The sequence below is a fragment of the Deltaproteobacteria bacterium genome (assembly GCA_016933965.1).
Lineage (GTDB): Bacteria > Desulfobacterota > Syntrophia > Syntrophales > UBA2210 > JAFGTS01.
Genome location: JAFGTS010000009.1, coordinates 1 through 23,385, shown reverse-complemented (window position 1 = coordinate 23,385; position 23,385 = coordinate 1). Strand labels below are relative to the sequence as shown.

Annotated in this window: 17 protein-coding genes; 9 read left to right on the top strand and 8 right to left on the bottom strand. The window is 57.8% G+C overall.

Annotated features, from left to right (window positions below):
* Positions 1-153: 153 nt before the first annotated feature.
* Together JXO48_02235 and xth are read right to left on the bottom strand one after the other, a co-directional pair.
* Positions 154-1,086, bottom strand: coding sequence for a patatin-like phospholipase family protein (locus JXO48_02235; protein ID MBN2282686.1), 933 nt, complete (start codon positions 1,084-1,086; stop codon positions 154-156).
* A gap of 46 nt (positions 1,087-1,132) precedes the next feature.
* Positions 1,133-1,927: an exodeoxyribonuclease III gene (gene xth / locus JXO48_02230; GenBank protein MBN2282685.1), complete on the bottom strand. Its 795-nt coding sequence runs from the start codon at positions 1,925-1,927 to the stop codon at positions 1,133-1,135.
* 213 nt (positions 1,928-2,140) lie between these two features.
* Between xth and JXO48_02225 the strand changes: the two genes are divergently transcribed.
* Genes JXO48_02225 through JXO48_02210 form a run of 4 tightly spaced genes read left to right on the top strand, consistent with a single transcriptional unit; the run spans position 2,141 to position 9,611 of the window.
* Positions 2,141-3,247: an efflux RND transporter periplasmic adaptor subunit gene (locus tag JXO48_02225; protein ID MBN2282684.1), complete on the top strand. Its 1,107-nt coding sequence runs from the start codon at positions 2,141-2,143 to the stop codon at positions 3,245-3,247.
* A 9-nt stretch (positions 3,248-3,256) separates the two neighbouring features.
* Positions 3,257-6,964, top strand: a complete 3,708-nt coding sequence (locus JXO48_02220; GenBank protein ID MBN2282683.1) for an efflux RND transporter permease subunit — start codon at positions 3,257-3,259, stop codon at positions 6,962-6,964.
* A complete protein-coding gene (locus JXO48_02215) occupies positions 6,961-8,154 on the top strand; it encodes a (Fe-S)-binding protein (protein ID MBN2282682.1) in 1,194 nt (397 codons plus the stop codon). The genes JXO48_02220 and JXO48_02215 overlap by 4 nt, the downstream gene beginning before the upstream one ends.
* A 17-nt stretch (positions 8,155-8,171) precedes the next feature.
* Positions 8,172-9,611: a (Fe-S)-binding protein gene (locus tag JXO48_02210; GenBank protein MBN2282681.1), complete on the top strand. Its 1,440-nt coding sequence runs from the start codon at positions 8,172-8,174 to the stop codon at positions 9,609-9,611.
* A 6-nt stretch (positions 9,612-9,617) separates the two neighbouring features.
* Here JXO48_02210 and JXO48_02205 read toward each other — a convergent pair whose 3' ends face one another.
* Genes JXO48_02205 through JXO48_02190 form a run of 4 tightly spaced genes read right to left on the bottom strand, consistent with a single transcriptional unit; the run spans position 9,618 to position 14,330 of the window.
* Positions 9,618-10,829, bottom strand: a complete 1,212-nt coding sequence (locus JXO48_02205) for an ABC transporter permease (protein ID MBN2282680.1) — start codon at positions 10,827-10,829, stop codon at positions 9,618-9,620.
* Positions 10,826-11,557: an ABC transporter ATP-binding protein gene (locus JXO48_02200; protein ID MBN2282679.1), complete on the bottom strand. Its 732-nt coding sequence runs from the start codon at positions 11,555-11,557 to the stop codon at positions 10,826-10,828. The genes JXO48_02205 and JXO48_02200 overlap by 4 nt, the downstream gene beginning before the upstream one ends.
* Positions 11,554-12,858: an efflux RND transporter periplasmic adaptor subunit gene (locus JXO48_02195; protein ID MBN2282678.1), complete on the bottom strand. Its 1,305-nt coding sequence runs from the start codon at positions 12,856-12,858 to the stop codon at positions 11,554-11,556. The genes JXO48_02200 and JXO48_02195 overlap by 4 nt, the downstream gene beginning before the upstream one ends.
* Positions 12,855-14,330 (bottom strand): efflux transporter outer membrane subunit, encoded by a 1,476-nt coding sequence (locus JXO48_02190; GenBank protein ID MBN2282677.1) that lies wholly within the window; start codon positions 14,328-14,330, stop codon positions 12,855-12,857. The genes JXO48_02195 and JXO48_02190 overlap by 4 nt, the downstream gene beginning before the upstream one ends.
* A 226-nt stretch (positions 14,331-14,556) precedes the next feature.
* Between JXO48_02190 and JXO48_02185 the strand changes: the two genes are divergently transcribed.
* Genes JXO48_02185 through JXO48_02170 form a run of 4 tightly spaced genes read left to right on the top strand, consistent with a single transcriptional unit; the run spans position 14,557 to position 16,495 of the window.
* The gene (locus tag JXO48_02185) at positions 14,557-15,063 is read left to right on the top strand and encodes a Spy/CpxP family protein refolding chaperone (protein MBN2282676.1); all 507 of its coding nucleotides are present in this window, start codon (positions 14,557-14,559) and stop codon (positions 15,061-15,063) included.
* Positions 15,064-15,118: 55 nt separating this feature from the next.
* Complete coding sequence (locus tag JXO48_02180) at positions 15,119-15,757, top strand: RNA polymerase sigma factor (protein ID MBN2282675.1); 639 nt, start codon at positions 15,119-15,121, stop codon at positions 15,755-15,757.
* Positions 15,754-16,077: a hypothetical protein gene (locus JXO48_02175; protein ID MBN2282674.1), complete on the top strand. Its 324-nt coding sequence runs from the start codon at positions 15,754-15,756 to the stop codon at positions 16,075-16,077. The genes JXO48_02180 and JXO48_02175 overlap by 4 nt, the downstream gene beginning before the upstream one ends.
* 10 nt (positions 16,078-16,087) lie before the next feature.
* Positions 16,088-16,495: a hypothetical protein gene (locus JXO48_02170; GenBank protein MBN2282673.1), complete on the top strand. Its 408-nt coding sequence runs from the start codon at positions 16,088-16,090 to the stop codon at positions 16,493-16,495.
* Between the two features lie 48 nt (positions 16,496-16,543).
* On the opposite strand, the gene JXO48_02165 is transcribed toward JXO48_02170, so the two are convergent.
* Entirely contained in the window at positions 16,544-17,506 is a 963-nt protein-coding gene (locus JXO48_02165; GenBank protein ID MBN2282672.1) for a sensor domain-containing diguanylate cyclase, read from the bottom strand.
* A gap of 402 nt (positions 17,507-17,908) precedes the next feature.
* Between JXO48_02165 and JXO48_02160 the strand changes: the two genes are divergently transcribed.
* On the top strand, positions 17,909-21,733 hold the full coding sequence (locus JXO48_02160; GenBank protein ID MBN2282671.1) for a LamG domain-containing protein: 3,825 nt from the start codon (positions 17,909-17,911) through the stop codon (positions 21,731-21,733).
* Positions 21,734-21,859: 126 nt separating this feature from the next.
* Here the strand turns inward: JXO48_02160 and JXO48_02155 are convergent, their stop codons facing one another.
* Positions 21,860-22,873, bottom strand: coding sequence for a patatin-like phospholipase family protein (locus tag JXO48_02155; protein MBN2282670.1), 1,014 nt, complete (start codon positions 22,871-22,873; stop codon positions 21,860-21,862).
* Positions 22,874-23,385: the final 512 nt, after the last annotated feature.

Below are 23,385 nucleotides of genomic sequence, written 5' to 3'. Positions count from 1 at the left end.
AGCCCATAACTGCTTAAAAATACTGGATTCCGTGTCAAGCACGGAATGACAAGCCAGAGCAGAATCGACTTTTTGCGAGTGCATCATTTTTGACGGTTTCTCATAAAGTCCATACAGGACATCATGTAATGCTTCCGACGCTTTTCCCCGTTCCTACCGGAACAACTGGCTGACCGCATGCTCCGCCCGGTGGACACAGTTCCTTCCTTCCTCGATCCCTTCCGCGGCGCGGTAGTATTCAAGCAATCCCAGGTGTTCCAGGCGGGGAGACAGGATCAGATCCGGGGGATCACCCGCCATGCGGCTCCGGGTTATCCGGTCCTGCATGATGTCGATGGAAGTCGCCAGGACATCGAACAGCCCCGGCCGGTGACTGTCGCCCTGCCATATCTGGGCCATGACCGTTTCCAGACTTTTTGCGAACTTCTTCCTGATGCGTTCGGCCAGATCGCTCAGGGATTCATTGGTATGCTCGTCCTGGACGTCAGTGGAAGCGCTTCCGCGACGCGACGGCTGGTTCCATTTCCCGACCATCGAGCTGTTCAGGTTGACGGCGATGACCGTATCCGCTCCCATGGCACGGCACAGGGAAACAGGAACGGGATTCACCAGGCCACCGTCCACATACCACCGGTCCCCGATCTTGAGAGGCGCCAGAAATCCGGGCAGTGCCATGGAAGCTCTGACCGCCTCGAGGAGCGGCCCCGAGGTGAACCACATCTCCCGGCCGGTATCCAGGTCGGTGGCCACAGCGGCAAAGCGCACGGGGAGAGCTTCAATCCGCGGGTCACCCATGTGACCGCCGAGGAAATCCATCAGCCGTTTACCGGCGATGACCCCTCCGCTCATGACGCTGATATCAAAAAAACTGACCACGTCTTTCAGGGCCAGGCTTCTCCCCCATTCTTCAAGGTCATCAAGGTACCCGGCGGCATAGGCCCCGCCGATGACGGCACCGGCCGAGCAGCCGCAGACGATATCGGGCACGATACCCCTTTCACCAAGGGCCCTGATGATGCCGATATGGGACCACCCCCGGGCCGATCCGCTTCCCAGGGCGAGACCGACAACCTGTTTTTTCTTCATGACATTCCCTCCCCGGCATTCCGTACAATCGCCGTTCCTTCAGTCCTCACCCGGCAAACTCGGCCACCATGACCGTGTGGTCGGAGGGTTTGTCCGCCCGTCTCGGTCCGAGGTCAATGTATGACAAAAGAGAGCGTTCGGCCAGGTCAGGCGTCGCAAGGATGTGGTCGACGCGCCACCCCAGGCCCCGGTCGACCGACGAGGGGACGCGGTAATCGAAAAAGGCGAACTGCCCTCCTTCGCCGGGATGGTGCTTTCTGAACACGTCGATCAAACCCCAGGAGGTCAGATGATCAAAGGACTCCCATACCTCAGGGTTGAAATCCACATGTCCCAGCAGCCGTTTCGGATCGTGGACATCGATCTCCTCCCGGGCCACGTTCATATCACCACAGCAGACCAGCGGCCTTATCGGTGAGTAATTCGTTTCCAGAAGGACCCTCAGTCGCCGGAACCACTCGAGCTTGTACTGGAAATAGGGATCATCCCGGTCCCGCCCCTGGGGAACATAGAGATTAATGACGCTGATACCGCCGATGGAGCATCGGATCAGCCGGTCCGTATCGGCGGGACCGCCATCGTCAAATCCACATGAAACGTCCACCGGTTCTTCAATGGATGCTATTGCTACGCCGCTGTAACGTTTTCCCCCGCTGAACACAATGTGATACCCGATATTCTCGAACTCACCGGCGGGGAATTTGTCATTCTCGACTTTGGTCTCCTGCATGCAGAGGATGTCCGGCCGGTTCTCCCGAAGCCAAGGGACGACGATATGCATCCGTGACCTGATCGAATTCACATTAAAGGTAGCAATGGTAATGGTCTTTTTTGGTGTCATGGCGTTCCCTCCGCATGGGTGAAACCGAGCATATCACGACCCATTTCAATCCTCAAGATTCTTTGCTTTGCGGGACGGCCAGGACGGTCGGCGGTGTATTATGAGAACACTCCGGTGTTATGTGTGATTTCAAAGTACTTCATTTTTGTTTTTTTTCATGATAGGTTATCGCCTTATTGGCCACCGAGGGAACCTACAAAGCAGGTGCAGCGCATGACATTTCACAATCAGAACAGACGGATGGGAACGATTGTTGCCTTCATGTTCATCATGTATCTTCTCATCACGGCCGGACCGGCATACCCGCAATCTTCAAACGCCGGCAACACTCCCGTACCCGTAGAAATTCTGACCATAGGAACGACCGACCTGCCCGTGGTCGTCGAATCCATCGGCCGGCTCTACCCCGACCGCGAGGTGCGTCTGAGCTCGGAAATCTCCGGTATCGTCAGGAGTTACGAGGCGGATGTAGGGGACCCGGTCACAAAGGGCCGGGTTCTCGCCCGGATAGATCCGACGGATTACGCCCTTGCCCTTGACGCGGCCGAGGCCGATCTGTCCGCGGCAACGGTCCATGTCTCAGCCGCCGAAAAGGCATACACCCGCTTTAAGACCCTCCTGCCTCGAAAGGTTATTTCCCAGGATAATTTCGACAAGGTCGAAGCGGAATTCGAGGCCGCCCTTTCCCAGAAAGAACAGGCCGAGGCCGGGGTCGCCATCGCCAGGGAGCGGCTGAAGAAAACGCTGATACGGGCTCCCTTTGACGGCATTGTCGCCTCGCGCGACATCGAGGTCGGACAGTGGATCGCACCGGGGTCGCCAGTCATGACAATCCTCGATCTTCAGCGGATACGCATGAAGGTATATCTCGTCGAGCAGGATTTCGTCGACGTGGACCGTGATGATCCCGTTGAGATCGTCGTCGACGCCTATCCCGACCGCCGTTTTGATGGAACCATCGGACGGCTCGACGTGGAAGCCGACCCGCTGACCAACACCTTCGGTGTCGAAATCCTGATCAGCAACCGGGACCGCGCGCTCAAGGCGGGCATGTCGGCCCGCGCATTTCTGACGACCCGGGTGCTCACGGACGTCATACTCATTCCCCAGGATGTCATATTGTTCAAGGAACAGGGAACGGAAGTCTTTCTCGTCGGAGAGAAAGAACGGGTGCAACCGCGGCGGATAACACTCGGAGAGCCGCGCGAAGGGCTGATACAGGTCACGGGAGGCCTTCAAGCAGGAGACCGTTTGGTCGTCAAGGGACAGAATTATCTGAAACCTGATTCCCGGGTGACCGTCACTTCTTCCCGAAACTAGGCGTGAACAATGAAAAAGATGTTCCGTTTCATCATCCGGTACGCCCGTATATTCACCCTGCTGATAATTATTCTCCCCCTTGTGGCCGGAGTCGCCGCCTATCGAGCCATGCCGAAGGAAGGGTCGCCTGAGGTCGTCGTTCCCATCGCGCTTGTCATGACGCAGTATGTCGGGGCCTCTCCTCTCGAAGTTGAAAGCCTTGTCACTAACCCTCTTGAAGATTCCCTGAGCGAGCTCTCGGAGATAGAAGAAATGCGGTCCTTCTCCGCCGAGAGCGTTTCCATCATCGTCACCGAGTTCGACATAGACGCCGATATGGAACAGATGCTCCAGAAGGTACGGGACAAGGTCGACGAGGCGAGAAAGCTGCTTCCCGATGACGTGGAAGAACCTGAAATAGAAGAGATCAATTTCAGCGACATTCCGATCATGATCGTCTCCATAACGGGCGATATGGCGCCCCTGAAGCTGAGGCGACTCGCGGAGGACACGGCTGATGAACTGCGACTGATGCCAGAGGTGCTCGATACGGAGGTCGCGGGCGGGCTCAACCGGGAGATCTATATCTATCTTGACCCGGGAAGCCTGAACCGTTTCGGGCTTACCATTCTGGACGTCATAGGGGCGCTCCAATCCTCCGATATCAGCATCCCCGGCGGCCCCGTGACGATCTCGAACCGCAAATTCATGCTCAGGACCTTCACGGAGATCAAACAGGTCGAGGAATACGCCCGCATTCCCCTCGTGGAGCGAGGCGACCGGGTGGTGTTTCTCGGCGATGTCGCCGACATCGTCGACGGTCATGACGAGGATGTCTCATACTCAAGGGTTGACGGCGAACCGTCCGTGACCATCGCCATCAAGAAACGCCCGGGGGCCAATATACTGGAAACATCCCTGAAGGTGCGCGAAGCCCTGGAAGAGATGGAAAAGGAGTTTCCCAACGGGGTAACGGCCGTGGTCACCGCCGACCAGGGAAAGTTCATAAAGCAGGGATTCGAGACCATGAACAACTCCGCCGTCACGGGTCTCATCATCGTCATCATCGTGCTCTGCTTCGCCATGGGGCTCCGCAATTCGGTCATCACGTCGTTCTCGATACCCCTGTCGCTTCTGATCACCTTCATCCTGCTGAAGGTCTTCGGGCTCACGAACAACGACATGGTCCGCTTCTCCCTCGTCCTGTGCATCGGTCTTCTCGTTGACAACGCCATCATCGTCGTCGAAAGCGCTTATCATCACTATCAACTGGGGAAGGACCGGCTCACGGCCATCATAGACGGCGTTTCGGAAGTGGCCCTGCCCGTGGTGTCGGCAACGCTCACCACCATAGCGGCGTTCCTGCCCATGCTCCTCATGACCGGTGTGACGGGAAAGTTCATGAGCTTCATGCCCAAGACCGTCTCGATCGCCCTCTTCTCGTCCCTTCTCGTCGCATTGATCGCAAACCCGCTCATTCTGTCGAGATTCATGAACCGGGCAATACGGGACGGCAAGGTCGTCAGTCCCGAGGAAGACCTGAAATACCTGAAAAAACTTTACAGCCGCATCATCATCTGGTCATTGAACCACCGCGTTTTCATCATCACCATACTGACGCTCGGCATGTTTTCCGTGGCGGGGCTTTTCGCCCTCAAGATCGTGAAGATCGAGATGTTTCCCGAGGCCGATTTCGACTATATCTACATCACGATCGAAACAGCGCCCGGAACGGACGTAGAAGTGACCCGGGACATCGCCCTGCAGGTGGAACATATCATCATCTCCAATGTGCCGGAAACGGTGAGGCTCGTCTCAAGCATCGGGTTCAAGGGGCAGAGCGCTTTTGAGTTCAGCATAGGAGGGGCGGAATCCAGCTACGCCGAGATCACCCTCGAACTGCTCGACAACAAGGAGTACCGCCGCTCCTCGCACAAGGACATCCAGCAGCGTATCCGTCCGCTCCTCGACGCCATTCCCGGCGCCGACATCCGGTACCGCCCCATCGAATGGGGCCCACCCACGGGCAGTCCAATCAACGTAAAGATCTTCGGTCACGATCTCCAGACGTTGAACCGGATCAGCGATGATATCAAAGGTATCCTTTCCGGGATACCCGGCGCGATGGAGATACAGGACGACTTCCAGAACGCGCCGCCGGAGCTGAAGATCCATGTCGACCGTGCCAGGGCGGCCGCCCTCGGCATTCCTCTCATCTCCGTTTCACAGACCCTCCGGGGCGCCACGGCGGGGATCAAGATAAAGGACTTCCGGGATGAGCGGGATGTTTCAAAAAAATATGACCTCACGGTGCGGTTTTCCCCGGAATCACGGACCGGCGTGGAACTGCTCGACAGGATCAAGGTACGGTCAGCGACGGGGACCCTCGTCCCCCTCGGATCCTTTGCCACCGTCACACAGGGGGCCGGGATCAATCAGCTCCGTCACATCGACCGCCGCCGGGTCGTGCGGATGACCGCCCAGAATGAGGACCGGTCTGCCGTGGAGATCACCAAGGAACTGCAGGAAAAGCTCAAGGAGTATCCCCTTCCGCCGGGATATTCCATCTCATATGCCGGTGACATCATGGAAACCGAAGAGTCATTCGCGAGCCTCCGCCTCGCCTATATCGTGGCCTTTATCCTGATCCTGACCATCCTGGTGGCTCAGTTCAATTCATTTTTCCAGCCCTTTGCCATCATGGCAGCCCTGCCCCTGTCCGTCATGGGCGCCATTGTGGGCCTCTTGGTTACGGGAAACAATTTTTCGATCATGAGCTTCATCGGTCTCGTGGGTCTCTCGGGAATCGTCGTCAACGACTCGATCGTCTTGGTGGACCGGATCAATCAGACCCGCCGGGCCGGCATGAACATGTACGACTCCGTGCTGGACGCCGGCAAACACCGGCTGCGGCCCATCATATCGACGACATTGACGACCATCGGCGGCCTGATCACCCTGACCATGACCGACAAGCTCTGGGAAGGACTGGGAGTGGTCATCATTTTCGGCATCGCTTTCGCCACCTTCCTGACGCTCATCGTCGTACCCGTTTCCTACACCATCTTCGACGCCTTCGGGTATTACGTCATTTCCGCCCTGCGCGGCGCCCGGTGGAAGGATCATCCGGCGGGCCGCTGTTTTTCCTTCAACCGCCGGCGATGGGCACGCCTGCAGGCCTTCATTATCCTCCTGGTCCAGGCCGGGGTCATTTACATCGTTCTGAGGTTCACCCACGTGGCCGGCTGGTTTATCAGCCAGTATCAGGCGATCGATGTCCAGGCCCCGACGTTGCTGAAGACCATCATCGAAGCCGTCGTCTTCTACCTCACCTTTCTGCTTGAGGCGGGCGGTTTCACGATGGCGCTCCTGCTTCCCCTGTGGTTCGGTCTCCTCTACCTCATGTGCATCCGGAATTGCGAGGGATATTACGTGGCCGTGACGCCGGAAAAGGTTATCGTGACATCCCCCGTGGAAAAACTGGTGGTCGAAGCGGGTGAGATCCTGGAACTGGAACGCTCGCGTTTGAAGGGTCACATCACCATCAGAACGGCGATGCGGCGCATCGTTATCGGTTCTATCAAAGAGGGCCGCCCGCCGGCCGTGAACAACTCCCTGGTGAAGTGGCTTCTCAGGCCGGCCCCGGGAAAGGCCGAAATACGGAGTGCTCTCGACGCGCTGTATGCCGCGCTGAACGAAATGAAAGTAAAGAAAGAAGTGGAGGGACCGATCACATGAAACCGGTATTCGATGCGGACCGCTGTACCCGCTGCGGCGAATGTTTCCACCAATGCCCGGTGATGCAGCTTCCCCTGGAACGGGCAAAGGAAGAGATCGGAAAGCTTATCGACGGCGAATCGTCGACACACGTCCTGGAACGGTGTGAGAGCTGTTTCGCCTGCGATTTCATCTGTCCCGAGGGATGCAATCCGACCCGGTTGATCCTTGACCGGTGGTTCGACCTGTACCGGCGGGAGGGGTTCCCGAAACGGGCCGCCTATTTCATTCCCCACAGTCCAAATAATTTTCGCACCGACGCCCTGGAAAAACTCCCCGAGGACGAACGGGAACTGCTTCGAACCTGGGATGACCCGTCACCCCGCGATGAAATATTCTACCCCGGCTGCAACTGGATCACCGTCCCCGCCCTGGCGAGAACAAAACTCCTTGAGGGTATCGCCATCAGGGGTTCGTTGGAGCTCTGCTGCGGCGAAATGTATTACCGCATGGGTCTCTATGACCAGGTCCGGCAGGTGGCACGCAGGCTGACGGCGCATTTCCGCGACATGGGACTGAAGCGGATGATCATTCCCTGCACGGCGGGGCTGAACATGTTCACCAACGTCCTGCCCCGGTTCGGCGCGGAGTTCTCTTTTGAGATCAGGCACATGCTCCCCTGGCTGCTGGAACGGGTCGAATCGGGCGACATCGCGATCACCAGCCCCTTTGACATGACCGGCACCATCCAGGAATCCTGCTACGCCAAGTTCATGGGAGATGATTTCATGGAAATTCCCCGAAAACTGCTCGCAAAAATCGGGATATCCGTGATCGAGGAAGACCCCGGCCGGTCCCGGGCGCTCTGCTGCGGTATCGGCGGGGGGTTCAGCCACGCATCGGCGTTTCATCCCTTGAACCTGATCCGTTCAACCTTGAGATCTCTCGAGACGGCCCGGAAAACCGGGGCCGATGTCCTCGTTACCTACTGTGCGGGGTGCCTGCAGATGCTCGGCGCGGGGCAGCTGTACTTCCCTCCGGCGCGGATGCCCCTGTACCACATCCTCGAACTGGTCCGCATGGCGGCAGGAGAAGAGGTGGAGCGTGAATCCGTCAGGCGCGGCGCCGTCAACATGTTCCTCGGAACGCTCAGGAACCAGACGCCCTCCCTGTTCTCCGCGCGACGGTACCGGATCAAGGAGATCACCTGACGGGAAAGGCGGTCCTCATGAAGGCTGATTTTCGGTGGTTCAGGGAAGAAGACTGCACCCGCTGCGGTATCTGCTTTGCAGGATGTCCCGTTCTCGAGCTCCCTCAGTCCGAGGCGGTCAATGACATACAGCACCTCATCGCGGGGGCCGTTGAACGGTCCCTCGCCTTTCGCCGGTGCACGACCTGCAATGTCTGCGATTTTCTCTGCCCCGAAGGGGCCCTGCCCTATGAGCTTATCCTGGAGCGGTTCAATGAAAGCCGCCTGACACACGGGCTCCCACCGATAGCGAAATTGATATTCCCCGATGAACCGGAGAACATCTGGACGGGCCTTCGGCCGCTCATGGACCGGGACGAGCGGGTCCTCCTTGAGGAATGGGAGCGGCGTCTCGATACACAGATGGAGGAGATCATCTTCACCGGATTCTACACGAACATCGTTCCCTTTCTGGCCCGGCTGACCATTCTTGATGATCTTCGCGGAATCATGGCCGGAGCCGAGGGACTCTGCGGCTGCGGCGGCGACAGCAACAAGCTGGGCATGATCGAGATGACGGGAGACATTATCACATTGCTCAAAAACACCTTCTCCCGCATGGGTGTCAGGCGGGTCCACTGTTTCATGGAAGCGGAGGCCATGATGCTCGGTGAGGTGCTGCCGGAGCGTTACGGCGCCGCGTTCGACGTAACGGCGCTCCCTCTGGATTACCTCATCCTGGAACGGATACGGAAGGGGATCATTTCACTGACGGTTCCTCTGGACATGGCGGTCACGGTCCATGACAACTGCATGTCGCGGTATGACGGCGGCAGACCCCAGAAAACGGTCCGGGACATTCTTCAGCTGACAGGCTGCACGATCCGGGAGATGGAGCACACACGGTTCAACGGGCTCTGCTGCGGGTGGGCGGCGACGATCCCGACCCTTCAGGGGCGCGGTTCGGGAAATCCCATGAATACCCTGCTTTCTCTTCTGTCGAGCCTGTACCGCCGGCTCGAGGAAGCCCAACGGACCGGGGCGGACGCCATCGTTACGAGCTGCCCCGCCTGCTACATTTTCCTCAATCTGATAGCGACCCTCACCATGAGCAGGATGAAGGTCTATCATGTCCTTGAGGTCGTTGAGCTTGCCGCCGGGAACATACCGCCGCGGAAGATCGAGGATCGGTGCTGGGAGGTCCTTGCCGTGGCGACCACCCTTCTCACCCGGTGGATGGGCTCTTCCCGGGACCGGCGGCGTTTCCACCCGAAGCCGATAGATACCGGGTCGCCCGCACCCCTAGCCGGGCAGCGTCCGGAAGACGCGCGGCGTACCGGGCATCTTGCGGCCTTCTTCAAGCACCCGCTCGTTCAGAACCGGCTGTCACGGAAGATCGTCAAATGGGCCGTACTCGGCGGGATCCGGGGATACCGGTACCGCGAAAGACAGGAAATGAAGCGGCACCGGTCCGACTGACGGGTTCTATTCATGCCGCAGCGCTTCGATCGGATCGAGGCGCGCCGCCTGGCGGGCGGGAAAGAACCCGAAAATGACGCCCACGGCGGCCGAAAAGACGACGGCGACAACGACGATCCCCGGGTTTACGATAAAGGGCATGCCCAGGACCAGCGCACCCAGGGCGGCACCCCCAAGACCCAGGATGATCCCGAAGACACCTCCGAAGGAAGACAGGACCACGGCCTCGATAAGAAACTGCATCAGGACCTCGCCTTCCCGCGCGCCGATGGCCAGCCGGGTCCCGATCTCCCGGGTCCGCTCCGTGACGGACACGAGCATGATGTTCATGATACCGATGCCGCCGACCAGGAGGCTCACGGCCGCCACCGCGCCCAGCAAAGCCGTCAGGACCTTTGTCGTGCTGGTGAGGGCACTCACGATCTCCTGCATGTCACGAACATGAAAATCGTCGTCTTGATCGCTGGCGATCCGGCGCCGCTCACGCATCAGGACCTCGATATCCTTTTTAACCGTTTCAGTTGAGATCCCGTCCATGGCGGAAACATAAACGGCGCTGACATCAGTGTTTCCGGCGATCCGTCTCTGCAGGGTGCGGAGCGGAATGATGACGGTATCGTCCTGGTCATGGCCGAAGCTGGACTGGCCCTTCGATTCAAGGACACCGATCACCTGGCAGGAGAGCTTGCCGATACGGATGTATGCCCCCAGGGGGTCCCCGTCACCAAAGAGCTCATCGACGATGGTGCTCCCGATGATACAGACCGTTTTCCCTGAGCGGAGCTCGGTTTCGGCGAAAAGGCGACCGCTTTCCACCGGCCAGTCACGCACCTCCAGGTAGGCATTGTCGCCGCCCATAACGGACGTGGACCAGTTTCTGTTCCCGTAGATGACCTGGGCGGTGGTCGATGCCGTCGGCGCAACGGCTTCTATGCCGTACACCTCACGGCCGATCGCCTCGGCATCTTCGATCTCGAACATGTCCGACGCCGACCGCACACCCCCGGGCCCCCGGAATCCCTGTCCCGGCCGCACCTGGAGCATATTGCTGCCGAGGCTTGCGATCTCTCCGGTCACCTGTGCCGTGGCCCCGTTCCCGAGGGTAACCATGGTGATGACGGCCGCCACGCCGATGACGACACCGAGGATGGTCAGGAACGAGCGGAGAACGTTACGGCGGATCGCCCGCAGGGCCAGTATGATGGTTTCCCGTATCATGTGTTTTCTCCTCCGTTCTGTTCCTCGACGTCGATGCGCCCGTCCAGAAAATGAATGATCCGTTTCGCATACCGGGCCATCTCCGCCTCATGGGTCACCATGACGATGGTAATGCCCCGTTCACGGTTGAATGCACAGAGGAGCTCCATGATCTCCCGGCTCATGGTGGAATCGAGGTTTCCCGTCGGTTCATCGGCGATGAGCACCTCCGGTTCGATCACCATGGCCCGGGCCATGGCCACCCGCTGCTGCTGGCCGCCGGAAAGCTCACCGGGCCGGTGTGACTCCCACCCCGTCAACCCGACGGCATGGAGTGCCTCGCGGGCGCGACGGTGCCGCTCACGGGCGGGAACACCGCGATAAATAAGGGGCAATTCCACATTTTCCAGGGCCGATGTCCGATTGAGCAGGTTAAACCCCTGAAATACGAATCCCAGGTAATGCCGGCGCAGAAGCGCCCGCTGATCCCGCGACAGGGACCCCACGTCGACACCCATGAAACGATAAGACCCCGTGGTAGGAGGGTCAAGGCATCCTAGAATGTTCAGACAGGTGGACTTGCCCGAGCCGCTCGGCCCCATGATGGCCGTAAAATCACCCCGAACAATATCGAGATCGACACCCCCGAGGGCATGGACGGCTGCAGGACCGCTGCCGTATACCTTGGTCACGCCCCGCAGCTCGATGAGCGGTCCCATCCCGCCTGTTTCCGTGCTTCCTCGATTCATTTTTCCTTATTCTCCGTCCCGACGACAAGCGGCATGCCGGGTTCGATGTCCCCCTGCCTGACCTCCGTCATGATACCGTCCGTCGCTCCGGTCACAAGGGATACCGGCATCAGGCGATCATCCCGCAGTGTCCAAACGCGCTGCTCCGACGCGGTCGTCGTGATCGACGTTTCTTTCCGTTCCTGCCGGGGCGGGTGGGGCAGCAACGCCCCGATGACGCCGCCGTTACCCGAAGATCTTCGTTTTCCCCCGTTTTCTTCACCGGCGGGCGGTGTAAAGCGCAGCGCCGCATTGGGCACAAGAACGGCATTCTGCACGTGTTCCACCGTAATGTCCGCCGTTGCCGTCATGCCCGGTCTGAGCAACAGCTCTGAATTATCGACGTCAAGCACCGCCGTATAGGTTACAACGCCTTCCGATGTCCGGGCGCCGTAGCGGACCTGTTTGATCCTGGCGGGGAATGTCCAGTCCGGATAGGCGTCAACGGTGAAGGTCGCTTCCTGACCATCCTTCACCTGTCCGACATCGGCTTCGTCAATGTCAACATGCAGTTCCATCTTGGTCAGGTCCTCGGCCAGGGTGAACAGTACCGGTGCCTGGAGAGAGGAGGCGACGGTCTGTCCCGGTTCCACATCCCGGCTCAACACCACTCCATTGATGGGAGAGCGGATGGACGCCTTTCCCCGTTCGGTCTCCTGAACCTCAAGCGCGGCCCGGGCCTCAGCAACCTGAGCTCTCGCACTCGCCTCATCGGCCGCGGCACGGTCAACCGCCGCTTCGGCGGCATCAAGTTCCTTCCGGGAGGGTACCTTGCCGCTGCTCAATTCGTGGGCTTTTCGCAACCGTTCGAGTTGCGTCCGGGATTCCTTCAGTGTCGCCCGGGCCTGGAGAATCCGTGCCTCGGCTGATGTGAGCACCGCCTGTGACTGGAGGATACCGGCTTCAAGCTTGTCGGTGTCAAGCCGGGCCAGGACCTGACCCGCGGTAACGTGATCGTTATAGTCAACGTCGACGGAATCGATAATTCCGGAAAGCTCACTGCTCACATCCACCTGGTTCTTCGGTTCCAGGTTGCCCGTGGCACTGACCGTAACAACAAGGTCGCCCTTCTGCGCCGGCTGCGTCTTGAAACTGACCGTGTCGGCGCCATTGCCGCCGGCCCACAGTATAAGGAGAACCACCGCGATGAGGACCGGGATGCCCCACAGAAACAGGCGTTTCAGGTGTTTTCCACCGCCCGCGGACCGGTCCAGGCCCAGGGTGCGTTCAATGTCGGTGTGTGCATTCCTCTCTTCTTTCATAGGGTCTCCTCAGATCGATCATTGATCGTCACTGCATTGGTCCCCGGTCTCTCCCAGCCGCCCCCCAGGGCCTTGTATAACTGAATGAGGTACGTCAGGGCGGTCCCGCTGCTCTGGGCAAGCTGCTCCTCAAGGGACAGGAGCATGCGTTGCGCGTCGAGCACATCATCGTAATCGCTCAGACCGGCGATATAGTTTGTCCGGGCAAGGTCCATCGCTTCCCGGGCCGCCTGCGCCGCTTCCTGCAGCGATTCCCGGCGCCGCTCTTCTTCGGCATAGGAAACAAGAGCATTTTCAACTTCCTCAAGCGCGTTCAGTATGGTCGATTCATACTGTATCAGGGCCTGTTCCTGGAGCGCGGACTGCACGTCGATGTTCCGCCGGATGGAACCGGCACTGAAGATCGGCCAGGTGACGCGGGGACCGATGGTGTAAGCGTGACTGGTCGTTCTCAGCAGTTTATCCGGTGACAGCGCTTCAAGCCCGATCGAACCGTTCAGGGTCAATTTCGGGTAGAGTTCCGCCGTGGCGACACCGATCCGGGCGGTCTGGGCCGCCAGTTCGCGTTCCGCCCTGCCGATATCGGGGCGCCGCCGCAGGAGATCGGCCGGCACACAGACGACGATCTCAAGGGGTGCCGCCGGGACAGGCATCTGTTCACGTAGAAGGCCCTGCAGTGAACCCGGTGTTTCCCCGAGCAGTATGGAAAGCCTGTTCATTGCCTCGTTGATCGACGCGCGCAATCCCGGCAGTTGTGAGCGCGCATTCTCCAGGTTATATCGAGCCTGAAGCTCCGTGAGCTCATCATCGAGCCCCGCGGCAACACGGGTCCGGACAAGCCGGTAAGATTCCTCCTGAACCTGCAGGTTCTTTTCCACTGCAGCCAGCCGGGCCTGTGCGGTCCGCAATTCCGCGTAGTTCAGCGCCACTTCCGCGGTCAGGGACACGAGGACGTCACGAAGACCTTCCTCTTCGGCCTGGAGGTCCGCCTGAGCCGCCTCGACGGAACGGCTCACCCCGCCGAAGAGATCAAGTTCCCAGGCGGCGTCAAACCCGACCGAATAAAATTCCCGTTCCTGCCCGCCCCCGGTCTCTTCGCTGCCCCTGCTTTTCGTCGCCAAACCCGTCGCATCAAGTGACGGGAACAGCCCTGATCTGCTGATGCCGAGGCGCGCGCGCGACTCCCGAAGCCGTGCCTGCGCTTCCTTTATATCAAGATTCCCCTCCACGGCACGGCCGACTAGGTCCGACAGCATCGGGTCTCCCAGGGCGGTCCACCATTTCGCCGTCTCTTCTTCATCGCTCTGCCGATCCGTGATCCCCTCTTCGAGCCCGGCATGCCATGTCGCAGGCGTCGCACCATCGGGGCGGACATAATCGGGACCGACGGAAATGCATCCGCAGATCATGAGAACAGCACCGACACAGGCGAGCCGGACGAGTTTCCCTGTGGGAAGTTTTCCGGTCTTCATTTTTTTCATCTGATCTTCCTTAGTATCGTCTTCGATGTGAGCGGCGTTCTCCATCCGCCCTCTTTCCTCTCCGCGTCATGAAGTTCCTTTGTATAAGTCGTCCCTTCCACGAAAAAGGTTACAAAAAGGTGAGCCAAAAAAAGTTGTAACCTTTCAGTTCGTTCCGGCGACTATTAAGAGCAAAGGCATGTTTGACGACCACTAAAAAACTCAATGGAGGATCATTATGAAAACAAAAACCATGATAATAGCAGCGTTGGTCCTGTCACTCGTTCTGGCCCTGTCCCCGGCGGTCCTGGCGCGGGGATTCGGACCCGACTGCGGTCACCCCCACGGCGTTCCCGGAATGATGAAACTGCGCGCCGTCCTGGACCTGAATCTCACCGACGCCCAGAGAGAACAGGTCAGGACCATTGTGGACAGTTACGACAAACAGAGGACCCCGGCACGGGATACCATTGAAAGGGCACGAAGAGGGTTCATTGACGCGAAGCGCGCCGACAAATTCAACGAAGAGACGGTGCGACAGGCCTTCCGGAAGTATTCCACGACCCGGGAAGAGATGATCGTCTCGCGGGGTAAGATGATGTCGGAACTGAAGGCCGTTCTCACACCCGAACAACGGGCACAACTGGAAGAGCGGAAACGATTCGAAGGACATGACCGGGAAAGAGTACGCAAGGACCACGGCCGGAGAACTTTCGACGGCGACCGTTCCTTCAGGTGGGATTAGGCACTGCGTACTTAGCTGTTGCACTTGACCGCTCCTTTCATATAATTACGGGATAGTGAAATCGACAGATCACCATGAGCCGATGCAGAACAATGCCAGCAGGAATCCCATTGAAAGCGAGGGCGATATCATCCGCCGGATCATCGACGGCGATGGTGACGCCTTCGCCCACATAGTAAGAGCATACAAGGGACATGTGGCGAATATCGTGAGCAGACACGTTCCATACAACCAGGTTGAAGAAACGGCACAGGAGGTCTTTATCAGGGTCTACCAGTCGCTGCCGACCTATAAAGGAACGGGCGCTTTCAGGAAATGGCTCACTTCCATCGCCGTGAGGACCTGTTACGATTATTGGAGAAAGCAGTACCGGACCCGGGAAGTGCCCCTGAGTTCCCTGACGGAACATCATCAGGAATGGCTCGAACAGGCCGTCGCGGACAGGTCGGGTCGTTCCTTTGATGAACTGGCGTCACGAAAAGAGGCGCGGGAGCTTCTGGACTGGGCCCTGGCGCAGTTATCGCCGGAGAACAGGCTGGTCCTGGAACTGGTGTATCTCGAGGGGCTTTCGGTCAGGGAAGCCGCCGAACAGCTCGGATGGTCTTCGGTGAACGTCAAGGTCCGGTCTCTCAGGGCCCGGAAAAAACTTGCACAGCTCCTTTCAGGAGTGATGAGAGAGGGGGGCGTGACATGAACGGAATGAAAGGAAAAGAACGGGACATACAGCGGGCGCTTTCAGCGGTGTACCGGAAACGGGAGGAAAAGAGCCTGAATGAGCGATGGGAACGCACCGTCATGGGCCGCATCCGGAGCATGGAACCCCGCGCCGTACCGGCATATTCATTTCTGCTCGCTTACCGTGCCCTGTGGCGTTTCGCGCCGGTAACCGTCATCCTGATCCTCATCCTCTCCGCGGTTCTTATCGGCCTCGATTTCAACCCGGAATATGAAGTGACGAAAACATTCCTCACCAATCCCGTGGAATACCGGGCGGACCAATTATGGGGAGTGTAGGTGAAAGAGCATGAATAAACTGAAAATCATCGTCGGTATACTCCTGATCTTCATCCTCGGCACCCTCGCCGGTTCCCTGGGTACCCAGGTATATATGAAACACCGGATCGAAAGTTTCGGGAAACTGGGGCACCGGGGACGAACCGACATGCTGATGCAGCGCCTGTCATCAAAGCTGGAACTGACGGAAACACAGCGAAAAGAGGTCCGGCAGATACTGGAAGAGTCACAACGGAAGATCCAGGCGATCGATTCGGAATTCCGGCCCCGGATCGAAGAGATCATGGACGCGGCCAACGACCGGATCAAGGAAAAACTCAACGACCGGCAGAAACGGCAACTGGATCGATTCAACGAGAGATTCAGGAAGCATCGCATGCGCCGGCCCCCTCCGCCTCCACCGCCTCCTGAACAGTGAAGGGATCGTACTTCGGGTCCCGGCGATTCAGGCCTTTCTTTGCGCTTGCTACGAAACTGCCGTCAGGGTATCACGCCGGCCCTGTGACGGCGGACGCCGTTTTTCCATGGTCACGCAATTCCGACCTTTTTCCTTGCTTTCATACATGCGCGCGTCGGCCCGCTTGATGATGGAATCCACCGAATCCTCGGCGACTCCGAGAACACCGCCAACGGAAACGGTAAACGAAAGCGGCCCCCGGCCCGTCTCGATGCTCGAATGCTCCACGAGCATCCGCAGCCGGTTGGCTATCTTGAGAAGTGTCTTTCTGTTGGTATGGGGAAAGATCCCGACGAACTCCTCACCTCCCCAGCGGCCTACCGTGTCGAAGGGTCTGATCGAAGACGTCAGGGTCTTGGCAACGGTTCGCAGGACCTGGTCGCCTGTATCGTGACCGTAAGTATCATTCACGTTCTTAAAATGATCGATATCGACAAAAAGAATGCCGCAGGAAACGGCGTTCCGTTTCAACTCATGAAGTCGCCCGCGGATCTGTAATTCCAACTGGCGCCGGTTCGGCAGTTCGGTCAGGGGGTCCATAAGCGCCACCTTTTTCCATTCCTCGAGCTGCAGCCTGAGGGCTTCACGGAAACTGATGTTCGTGAACATCTCGATACAGCCCGTGACCGTGCCTTTCCGGTTCCTCAGGGGGGCCGTGCGGACCGACACGGGCAGCCGGTGGCCCTCCTTGTGATGGAGATAGAGTTCCGTCTCCCGCGATTGCCCGTCGGCCATCGTCGCCGCCAGGGGACAGGCGTTCCGGCACATTTCATTACCTAACCCATCGACGGGATTCAAAAGGTTGTCCGCGCAACTTCTCCCCATAACCTCTTCGGCACTGTACCCTGTAATGTTCTCGGCAGCCTGGTTCCAGAAGGTGATGCGACGGTCGCGGTCTACGATATACAGGCCATCGTACAGGTTATCCACCACTTCCCGAAAATCGTACTCGATACTCATGGTACCCTCCATAACATGACGTATCGCCTCGAAGCGCAGCGTTCAGCAGGAAGATCACGATTGTGAAATGGTTCGGCGATTGAAATTGATACCCTCTCCCCCCGGAGGTTTTTTTTCAAATCACGGAATCAGCAGTTTGTCAAGAAGTTAAGTAAGGAAAATGACCCGCCGCGGCATCAGATATCACCCATTCAATTGCCTTGAGAAATGAAACATTTAATTGTATATTGACACTTGTATTCACGATCAAAAAAATGGGCCGGCTACTGTCGTCATCCTGTTCCTCGAGGAAAATATCAAAACATTCGATTCGCGACCGCAGCCGCCCGGGATGTGTCATCTTTTCTGTCTGAGCAGGCAATATCTGTTTGGGGGAGACAATAACAGGACAGGAAGTCAACAAAGGGGATTCCCATGAAGAAGCTTTTTCCATGTATCATTATGTTGTTATTACTCTGGTGTGCACCGGTTTATGGATTTTCCGGAGGATCGGGGACGGTTGCTGATCCTTACCTGGTTGCAAATGTTTCTGATCTTGTCGAGATCAGGAGTCTTACCGCCAATCTTGCACTTCACTATAAGCAAACCGCGAGTATTGATTTATTCGGTTACGATCCGGGAGACGGCAACGGCTGGATCCCCATCGCCGGCGGCGGCACCGGCGACCTGTTCACCGGCTCCTATGACGGCCAGCATTACACCATTTCAAACCTGACCATCGATCGGCCGATAACGATAAATGTAGGGCTCTTTGGCCATGTGGGCCGGGGCGGTGTTATCCGGAACGTATGTCTTGAAGACGTAGCTGTTGTGGGCGCCCGGGGGACGGGCAGCCTCATCGGCCGAGTTACCGGTGACGCCACCACCCTGATCGAACGATGCTCCGCTGGAGACGGCACGGTAACCGGCGACGCGGCCACGGGCGGCCTGATCGGCTCGCACAACAGCTGGCAGGAAACGGCGGGCGGAACGGACAATCCGGTGGTTTCCCAGTGCTTCGCTGATATAAATGTCATCATGTCCGCCAATGGGTCTGATAAACAGAAATTCGGCGGTCTGGCGGGGTGCAGCCAGAAAGGGACCATTATTGATTCCTATGCCAGGGGTTCGGTGGACATAACGGCCGCGACATTGACGGCACCCGCACAGAGAGTCGGCGGCCTGGCCGGATGCATCATTTACCGGGGCGAGCTCATCCGCTGTTACTCCACCGGCACGATTACGGTAAATCAACACACGACATACTACGGCGGTTTGGTTGGTAGAGTTTCGCTGCAAGGACAGGGCAACGACGGGGTGGTAGTCGATTCATACTGGGACACCCAGACCTCCGGCATGACCACCAGCGCGGGGGGCTTCCCCCGGACAACGGCTCAGATGAAGACGCAGTCCACCTATGCCACCTTTGATTTCACCAACATCTGGGGGATCGATCCTGCCAAGAACGACGGATATCCCTATCTGCTCTGGGAGGACTATGATCCCGAAGACCCGCCGCCTCCTCCCACGGTGGATCTGCGAAGCCGCTGGGGTCTTGAGCTGGACGGTGTTATCGATCATGTGATCATCGACCATGACGGCGCGCTGGACGTGAGCGCAGACGACACCGTGACCGTGGAGGCCTGGGTCAGGAAAGCCTCGGACCAGACCGACGCCGCCGGCACGGGCGACATCGCCGTTTTACAGAACCATGATTCCTATAACCTCTTTCTCGCAGACGGCAATGAGCCGGCTTTCTCCATTGTCGATGATTCCGGGACAACCCATACCGCCTCTTCCGATTTTCCCCTTGAAACCGGAAAGTGGTATCACCTGGCCGGAACCTTTGACAACAGTACCGTGAAGATATACATCAACGGCTTTGAGTACACCAGCGGAACAGTAACGCCTGGTGCTGTGGGCATCCAGGACACGGGCAGTAGAGTGGGTGTCGGCGTCAACGTCACCGGACTAGAGAATATCGGAGGCGTCAACTATCCTTCCGAGGGATTTCTCCACGGCGCCATCGACGAGGTCCGCATCTGGAACACGGCCAGGACGGAAGCCAATATCCGCGACACCATGTGTAAAAAGCTTGCAGGCACGGAAACCGGGCTTGTCGGCTACTGGCGCCTTGACGAGGCCTATGGTTTGGTCTGCGTTGATGATTCGCCCAATGATAACGACGGCACCATCGTGTCCGCCTCGCGTGGCTGCTCGGCGGCTCCCGTGGGCGACACCAGCACCCACGATTATACCGATGACTACAGCGTGACCGATACGGTCGGTGATGAGCAACTGACCGTCGAGGAGGACGGCGGCACCTGGAGCGCGGCCCTGAAATCGGCCATACAGGTGTACCGGGTGAGCGAGGCGCCGGATTACCTGAGCGGCCCTCCCCGATGGAAGTTGTTCCCCGGCACCGGATTCTGGGGTGTCTTCATGACGGGCGGCGGTAGCGCAACCTATAAGATCTCATATAATTACGACGTTTCAAGCGACGGTTTCCCGGGTATCAGTGACGAGGCCAACCTCAGGCTGGCCTATCGGGACACCAACTGCGAGCCCTGGAAAGACCTCGGTGCGACGCTTGGCGCCAATCCCCTCACCCGGTCGGGGCTCACCGGTACCGAGTTCATCCTGGGTTCCGACATGGAACCGCGCAACGCCATTGATTTCGACGGCACGGACGATTACGTGGAAATCGCTGACGACAACACTCTTGATCTCGATGATCAAGGCACCCTGGAAGCCTGGATATATCCTGACGCATTGACGGCGGGCGCCGGAATCGTTATCAAGGGGACCAGCGGGATCAACAACGTATGCTACGGGTTCGGCCTGGGCGGCGGCTCGAACGTGTTCACCGGCGGCGCCAGCTCCAATATCGACTTCGTGGTGGGAAACACCGGCGGCGGGGTCTATCGCCTGACCGGCACCAACGCTCTTTCAACGGGCAGATGGTATCACGTTGCCTGCGTGTGGAAGAATAATACGACAGATGAGATGACCATCTATATCAACGGCGTGCAGGAAGCCACTTCTTCCGCAACGATCGATAATGCCGCCACCACCAATAATGAAGCCGTCAATATCGGCAGGGAAGCCGTCACGCCCACATATTTCAACGGTCCGATAGACGAGGTCCGCATCTGGAATACCGCCCGAACCGAGGCAAATATCCGTGACACCATGTGTCAGAAACTGTCAGGTTCGGAATCGGGCCTGGTCGGTTACTGGCGGTTCGATGAGGAAACGGACAGCACTACCTGTCCTGACCAGACGACGAACAACAATGACGGCACCATGACCGGTTTCTCCGACGTGCGGGCCGCCCGTATCTGCTCATCCGCCCCCATCGGTGATGACAGCGCCTATGGGTATTATGACGGCGGAACACTGAGCCCGGTCATAGCACAACTGACACACTCCGACGGGGACTACCTGAAAGCCGAGGAGAACACCGGGACCTGGACCGGAACATTTTCCGGCATACAAATCTATCAGCTTGACGAGGCAGCGGTCTATCCACCGGACCTCTGGACGACACCTTCACCCCCCTACAGTTACACGACCCCGAACGGACTGAGCGCGCCCTCGGGCTGGTCCTCCGTCGATTATTTCCGGTACTGGGGCGTCTTTACCACGGATTGGCTGAACTCGCCCAAAACCTACGATGTTACCTACTACTATAACGGCAATCCGAGCGTGCCCGTCGACGATTCCGTCCTTGGCCTGGCAAAGCGCGATGACTACTGCGACCGGAGCTGGGCGGACAGCGGGGCAACCCTGATCACTGGGGCCGATACACTGACCAAGACCGGCGAGGCCGGCACGGAATATATCCTGGGCGGCCAGGGCGCTCCCCTTGCCATTGCCCTGGCATACTTTACGGCCGAGATGGTCGACGGCTGCGTCTTCATTACCTGGAAGACCGCCACGGAGATCGAAACAGCGGGCTTCTACCTGTGGCGAAGCGATCAAAAGGACGGGGGATATACCCGTATCGACGAAAGCTTCACTCCGACCGAAGCATTGACGGAAACCACGGGCGCAACCTATGAATACTGGGATTGCAACGTCGATGAAGCCAGCGCCTGGTATTACAAGCTCGAAGCCGTCGATTATGACCAGGCACAGGAAAACGCTTTCTACGGCCCCATCGGTCCAACGGCACGAAGCCTCAAAACCGCCGGGACCGATGATGCGTCGGGCGCGAGCGGCAGAAGCGGGTGTTTCATTTCAGTGACGGCAAAGTGACCATTCCATGAAAGGGGTGGCCGGTTTGCAGCAATACCGGGCACCCCGCGATGGGAAAATCCCATCAGGGATGAAAAAGGGTCAACGGGGATCACCAGAGAAGGCTCCGGGCTCTGCTGTGAACAGTTACAAGAAAAGGCTCTCCACGTCGCAACTGTTCTTTTTACCAACCTTGTTGTAATGTTTTCGGATCCACTGCTCGGCTTCTTCCCGCCCGCAATCCCGCAGATATGTCAGCCACTCCCAATCGACATTATACTTGCTGCTGCTGTTGTAATCGTTCAGCAGATCGCCGGTGCTTATGTAATGGATGTTGGTCCTGACGAGACGGCCATTGTCATCGAAGCCGCTGTCAATGATCCTGGTGACAAAACAGATGGCCCGCATTTCCCGCATGAGACTGGAATTGAAACTAATATCCGTCGCGCGGTCCGTGATCTCATCGATCCGCCACGGCACCTTGTTATAGTTGATGCTGTCTATCTGGATCAGCATCAGATCACGACACTGGGTATACTGGAACAGCGGGAATATGGCCGGATTCCCAATGAAGCCCCCGTCCCAGTATAACTCGCCGTCGATCTCGATGGCCTGGAAGAACTGGGGCAGACAGGAAGATGCGCATACGACGTCGGCGGTGATCTCATCATTGGCAAAGATCTTGACCTTCGATGTACGGATGTTGGTTGCCGACAGGAACAGTTTATATTGCTTCTGCTTCTGGATGGCTTCGAAATCGATCACATCCAGGAGGAGTTCGCGAAACGGGTTGATCTGGCAGGGATTCCACTGGTAGGGAGAAAGATAGGTGGTCAGCGTGGAGAATGTCCAGTAAAATGGATTGAAATCCATGTTCCCCCGGCTGAGGGCCTTGTCGAAGACGGTGGGCTGCAGAAGAGAAAAAAACTGAGATTCCGAGTTCTTACGCCAGAATTCATGCAGAATGTCCCGCGCTGCTTCATTACCGCCCCTGGTCAGTCCATAGACAAGACACGCCCCATTCACCGCACCGGCACTCGTACCGGAAACACCGACGATCTCCAGGTCTTTTTGTTCGAGCAGGCGATCAAGGACACCCCATGTGAACGCCCCATGGGCCCCACCTCCCTGCAACGCCAGATTCAGTTTTTTTCTCCCCATACCACCCCACCTCTGACGAAAAAGCAATCATCACTCCGTAACCAATCAACGGGATCAACCCCTGAGTTCGACGGTTGATACAAGTCCCTGTGGCCGGACTTTCCACTGAAGGTGTTTATAATATCACATTTTTCAAATCAATGTAAAAAAGACGGCCCTCCCGTGACCACCCACGTGATCAGCGGGCACTGCCTTTGGGGTGGGAACCGGTCTTTGGAAAAAGGGACAGAGGCGATTCTGGCACTGCACGACGACGCCGGTGCCGGACACCGACATCGTTATTTTTATTAATGTGTCCCCATAGGACACGTAACCGATGCCTTCCTGAAGTCGATTAACTAATAATTCTCTCAAAGTGCACGATATTAACCATAAATAAATTAAGTAATAAGTCCTTTTAATCGGATTAGGGTTGATTGCAAACGGGGGAATTCTTGTTGGAAAAAAATCATATAATCTATTGACATTGCCGCAAGAATCAGGCCTACTACTAAAGTAGTATATTGGTCCTT

Excerpts from the sequence above, each read along its gene's own strand:
- JXO48_02235 (MBN2282686.1), bottom strand. The coding sequence starts at position 1,086 with ATGAAGAAAAAACAGGTTGTCGGTCTCGCCCTGGGAAGCGGATCGGCC.
- xth (MBN2282685.1), bottom strand. The coding sequence starts at position 1,927 with ATGACACCAAAAAAGACCATTACCATTGCTACCTTTAATGTGAATTCG.
- JXO48_02225 (MBN2282684.1), top strand. The coding sequence starts at position 2,141 with ATGACATTTCACAATCAGAACAGACGGATGGGAACGATTGTTGCCTTC.
- JXO48_02220 (MBN2282683.1), top strand. The coding sequence starts at position 3,257 with ATGAAAAAGATGTTCCGTTTCATCATCCGGTACGCCCGTATATTCACC.
- JXO48_02215 (MBN2282682.1), top strand. The coding sequence starts at position 6,961 with ATGAAACCGGTATTCGATGCGGACCGCTGTACCCGCTGCGGCGAATGT.
- JXO48_02210 (MBN2282681.1), top strand. The coding sequence starts at position 8,172 with ATGAAGGCTGATTTTCGGTGGTTCAGGGAAGAAGACTGCACCCGCTGC.
- JXO48_02205 (MBN2282680.1), bottom strand. The coding sequence starts at position 10,829 with ATGATACGGGAAACCATCATACTGGCCCTGCGGGCGATCCGCCGTAAC.
- JXO48_02200 (MBN2282679.1), bottom strand. The coding sequence starts at position 11,557 with ATGAATCGAGGAAGCACGGAAACAGGCGGGATGGGACCGCTCATCGAG.
- JXO48_02195 (MBN2282678.1), bottom strand. The coding sequence starts at position 12,858 with ATGAAAGAAGAGAGGAATGCACACACCGACATTGAACGCACCCTGGGC.
- JXO48_02190 (MBN2282677.1), bottom strand. The coding sequence starts at position 14,330 with ATGAAGACCGGAAAACTTCCCACAGGGAAACTCGTCCGGCTCGCCTGT.
- JXO48_02185 (MBN2282676.1), top strand. The coding sequence starts at position 14,557 with ATGAAAACAAAAACCATGATAATAGCAGCGTTGGTCCTGTCACTCGTT.
- JXO48_02175 (MBN2282674.1), top strand. The coding sequence starts at position 15,754 with ATGAACGGAATGAAAGGAAAAGAACGGGACATACAGCGGGCGCTTTCA.
- JXO48_02170 (MBN2282673.1), top strand. The coding sequence starts at position 16,088 with ATGAATAAACTGAAAATCATCGTCGGTATACTCCTGATCTTCATCCTC.
- JXO48_02165 (MBN2282672.1), bottom strand. The coding sequence starts at position 17,506 with ATGGAGGGTACCATGAGTATCGAGTACGATTTTCGGGAAGTGGTGGAT.
- JXO48_02160 (MBN2282671.1), top strand. The coding sequence starts at position 17,909 with ATGAAGAAGCTTTTTCCATGTATCATTATGTTGTTATTACTCTGGTGT.
- JXO48_02155 (MBN2282670.1), bottom strand. The coding sequence starts at position 22,873 with ATGGGGAGAAAAAAACTGAATCTGGCGTTGCAGGGAGGTGGGGCCCAT.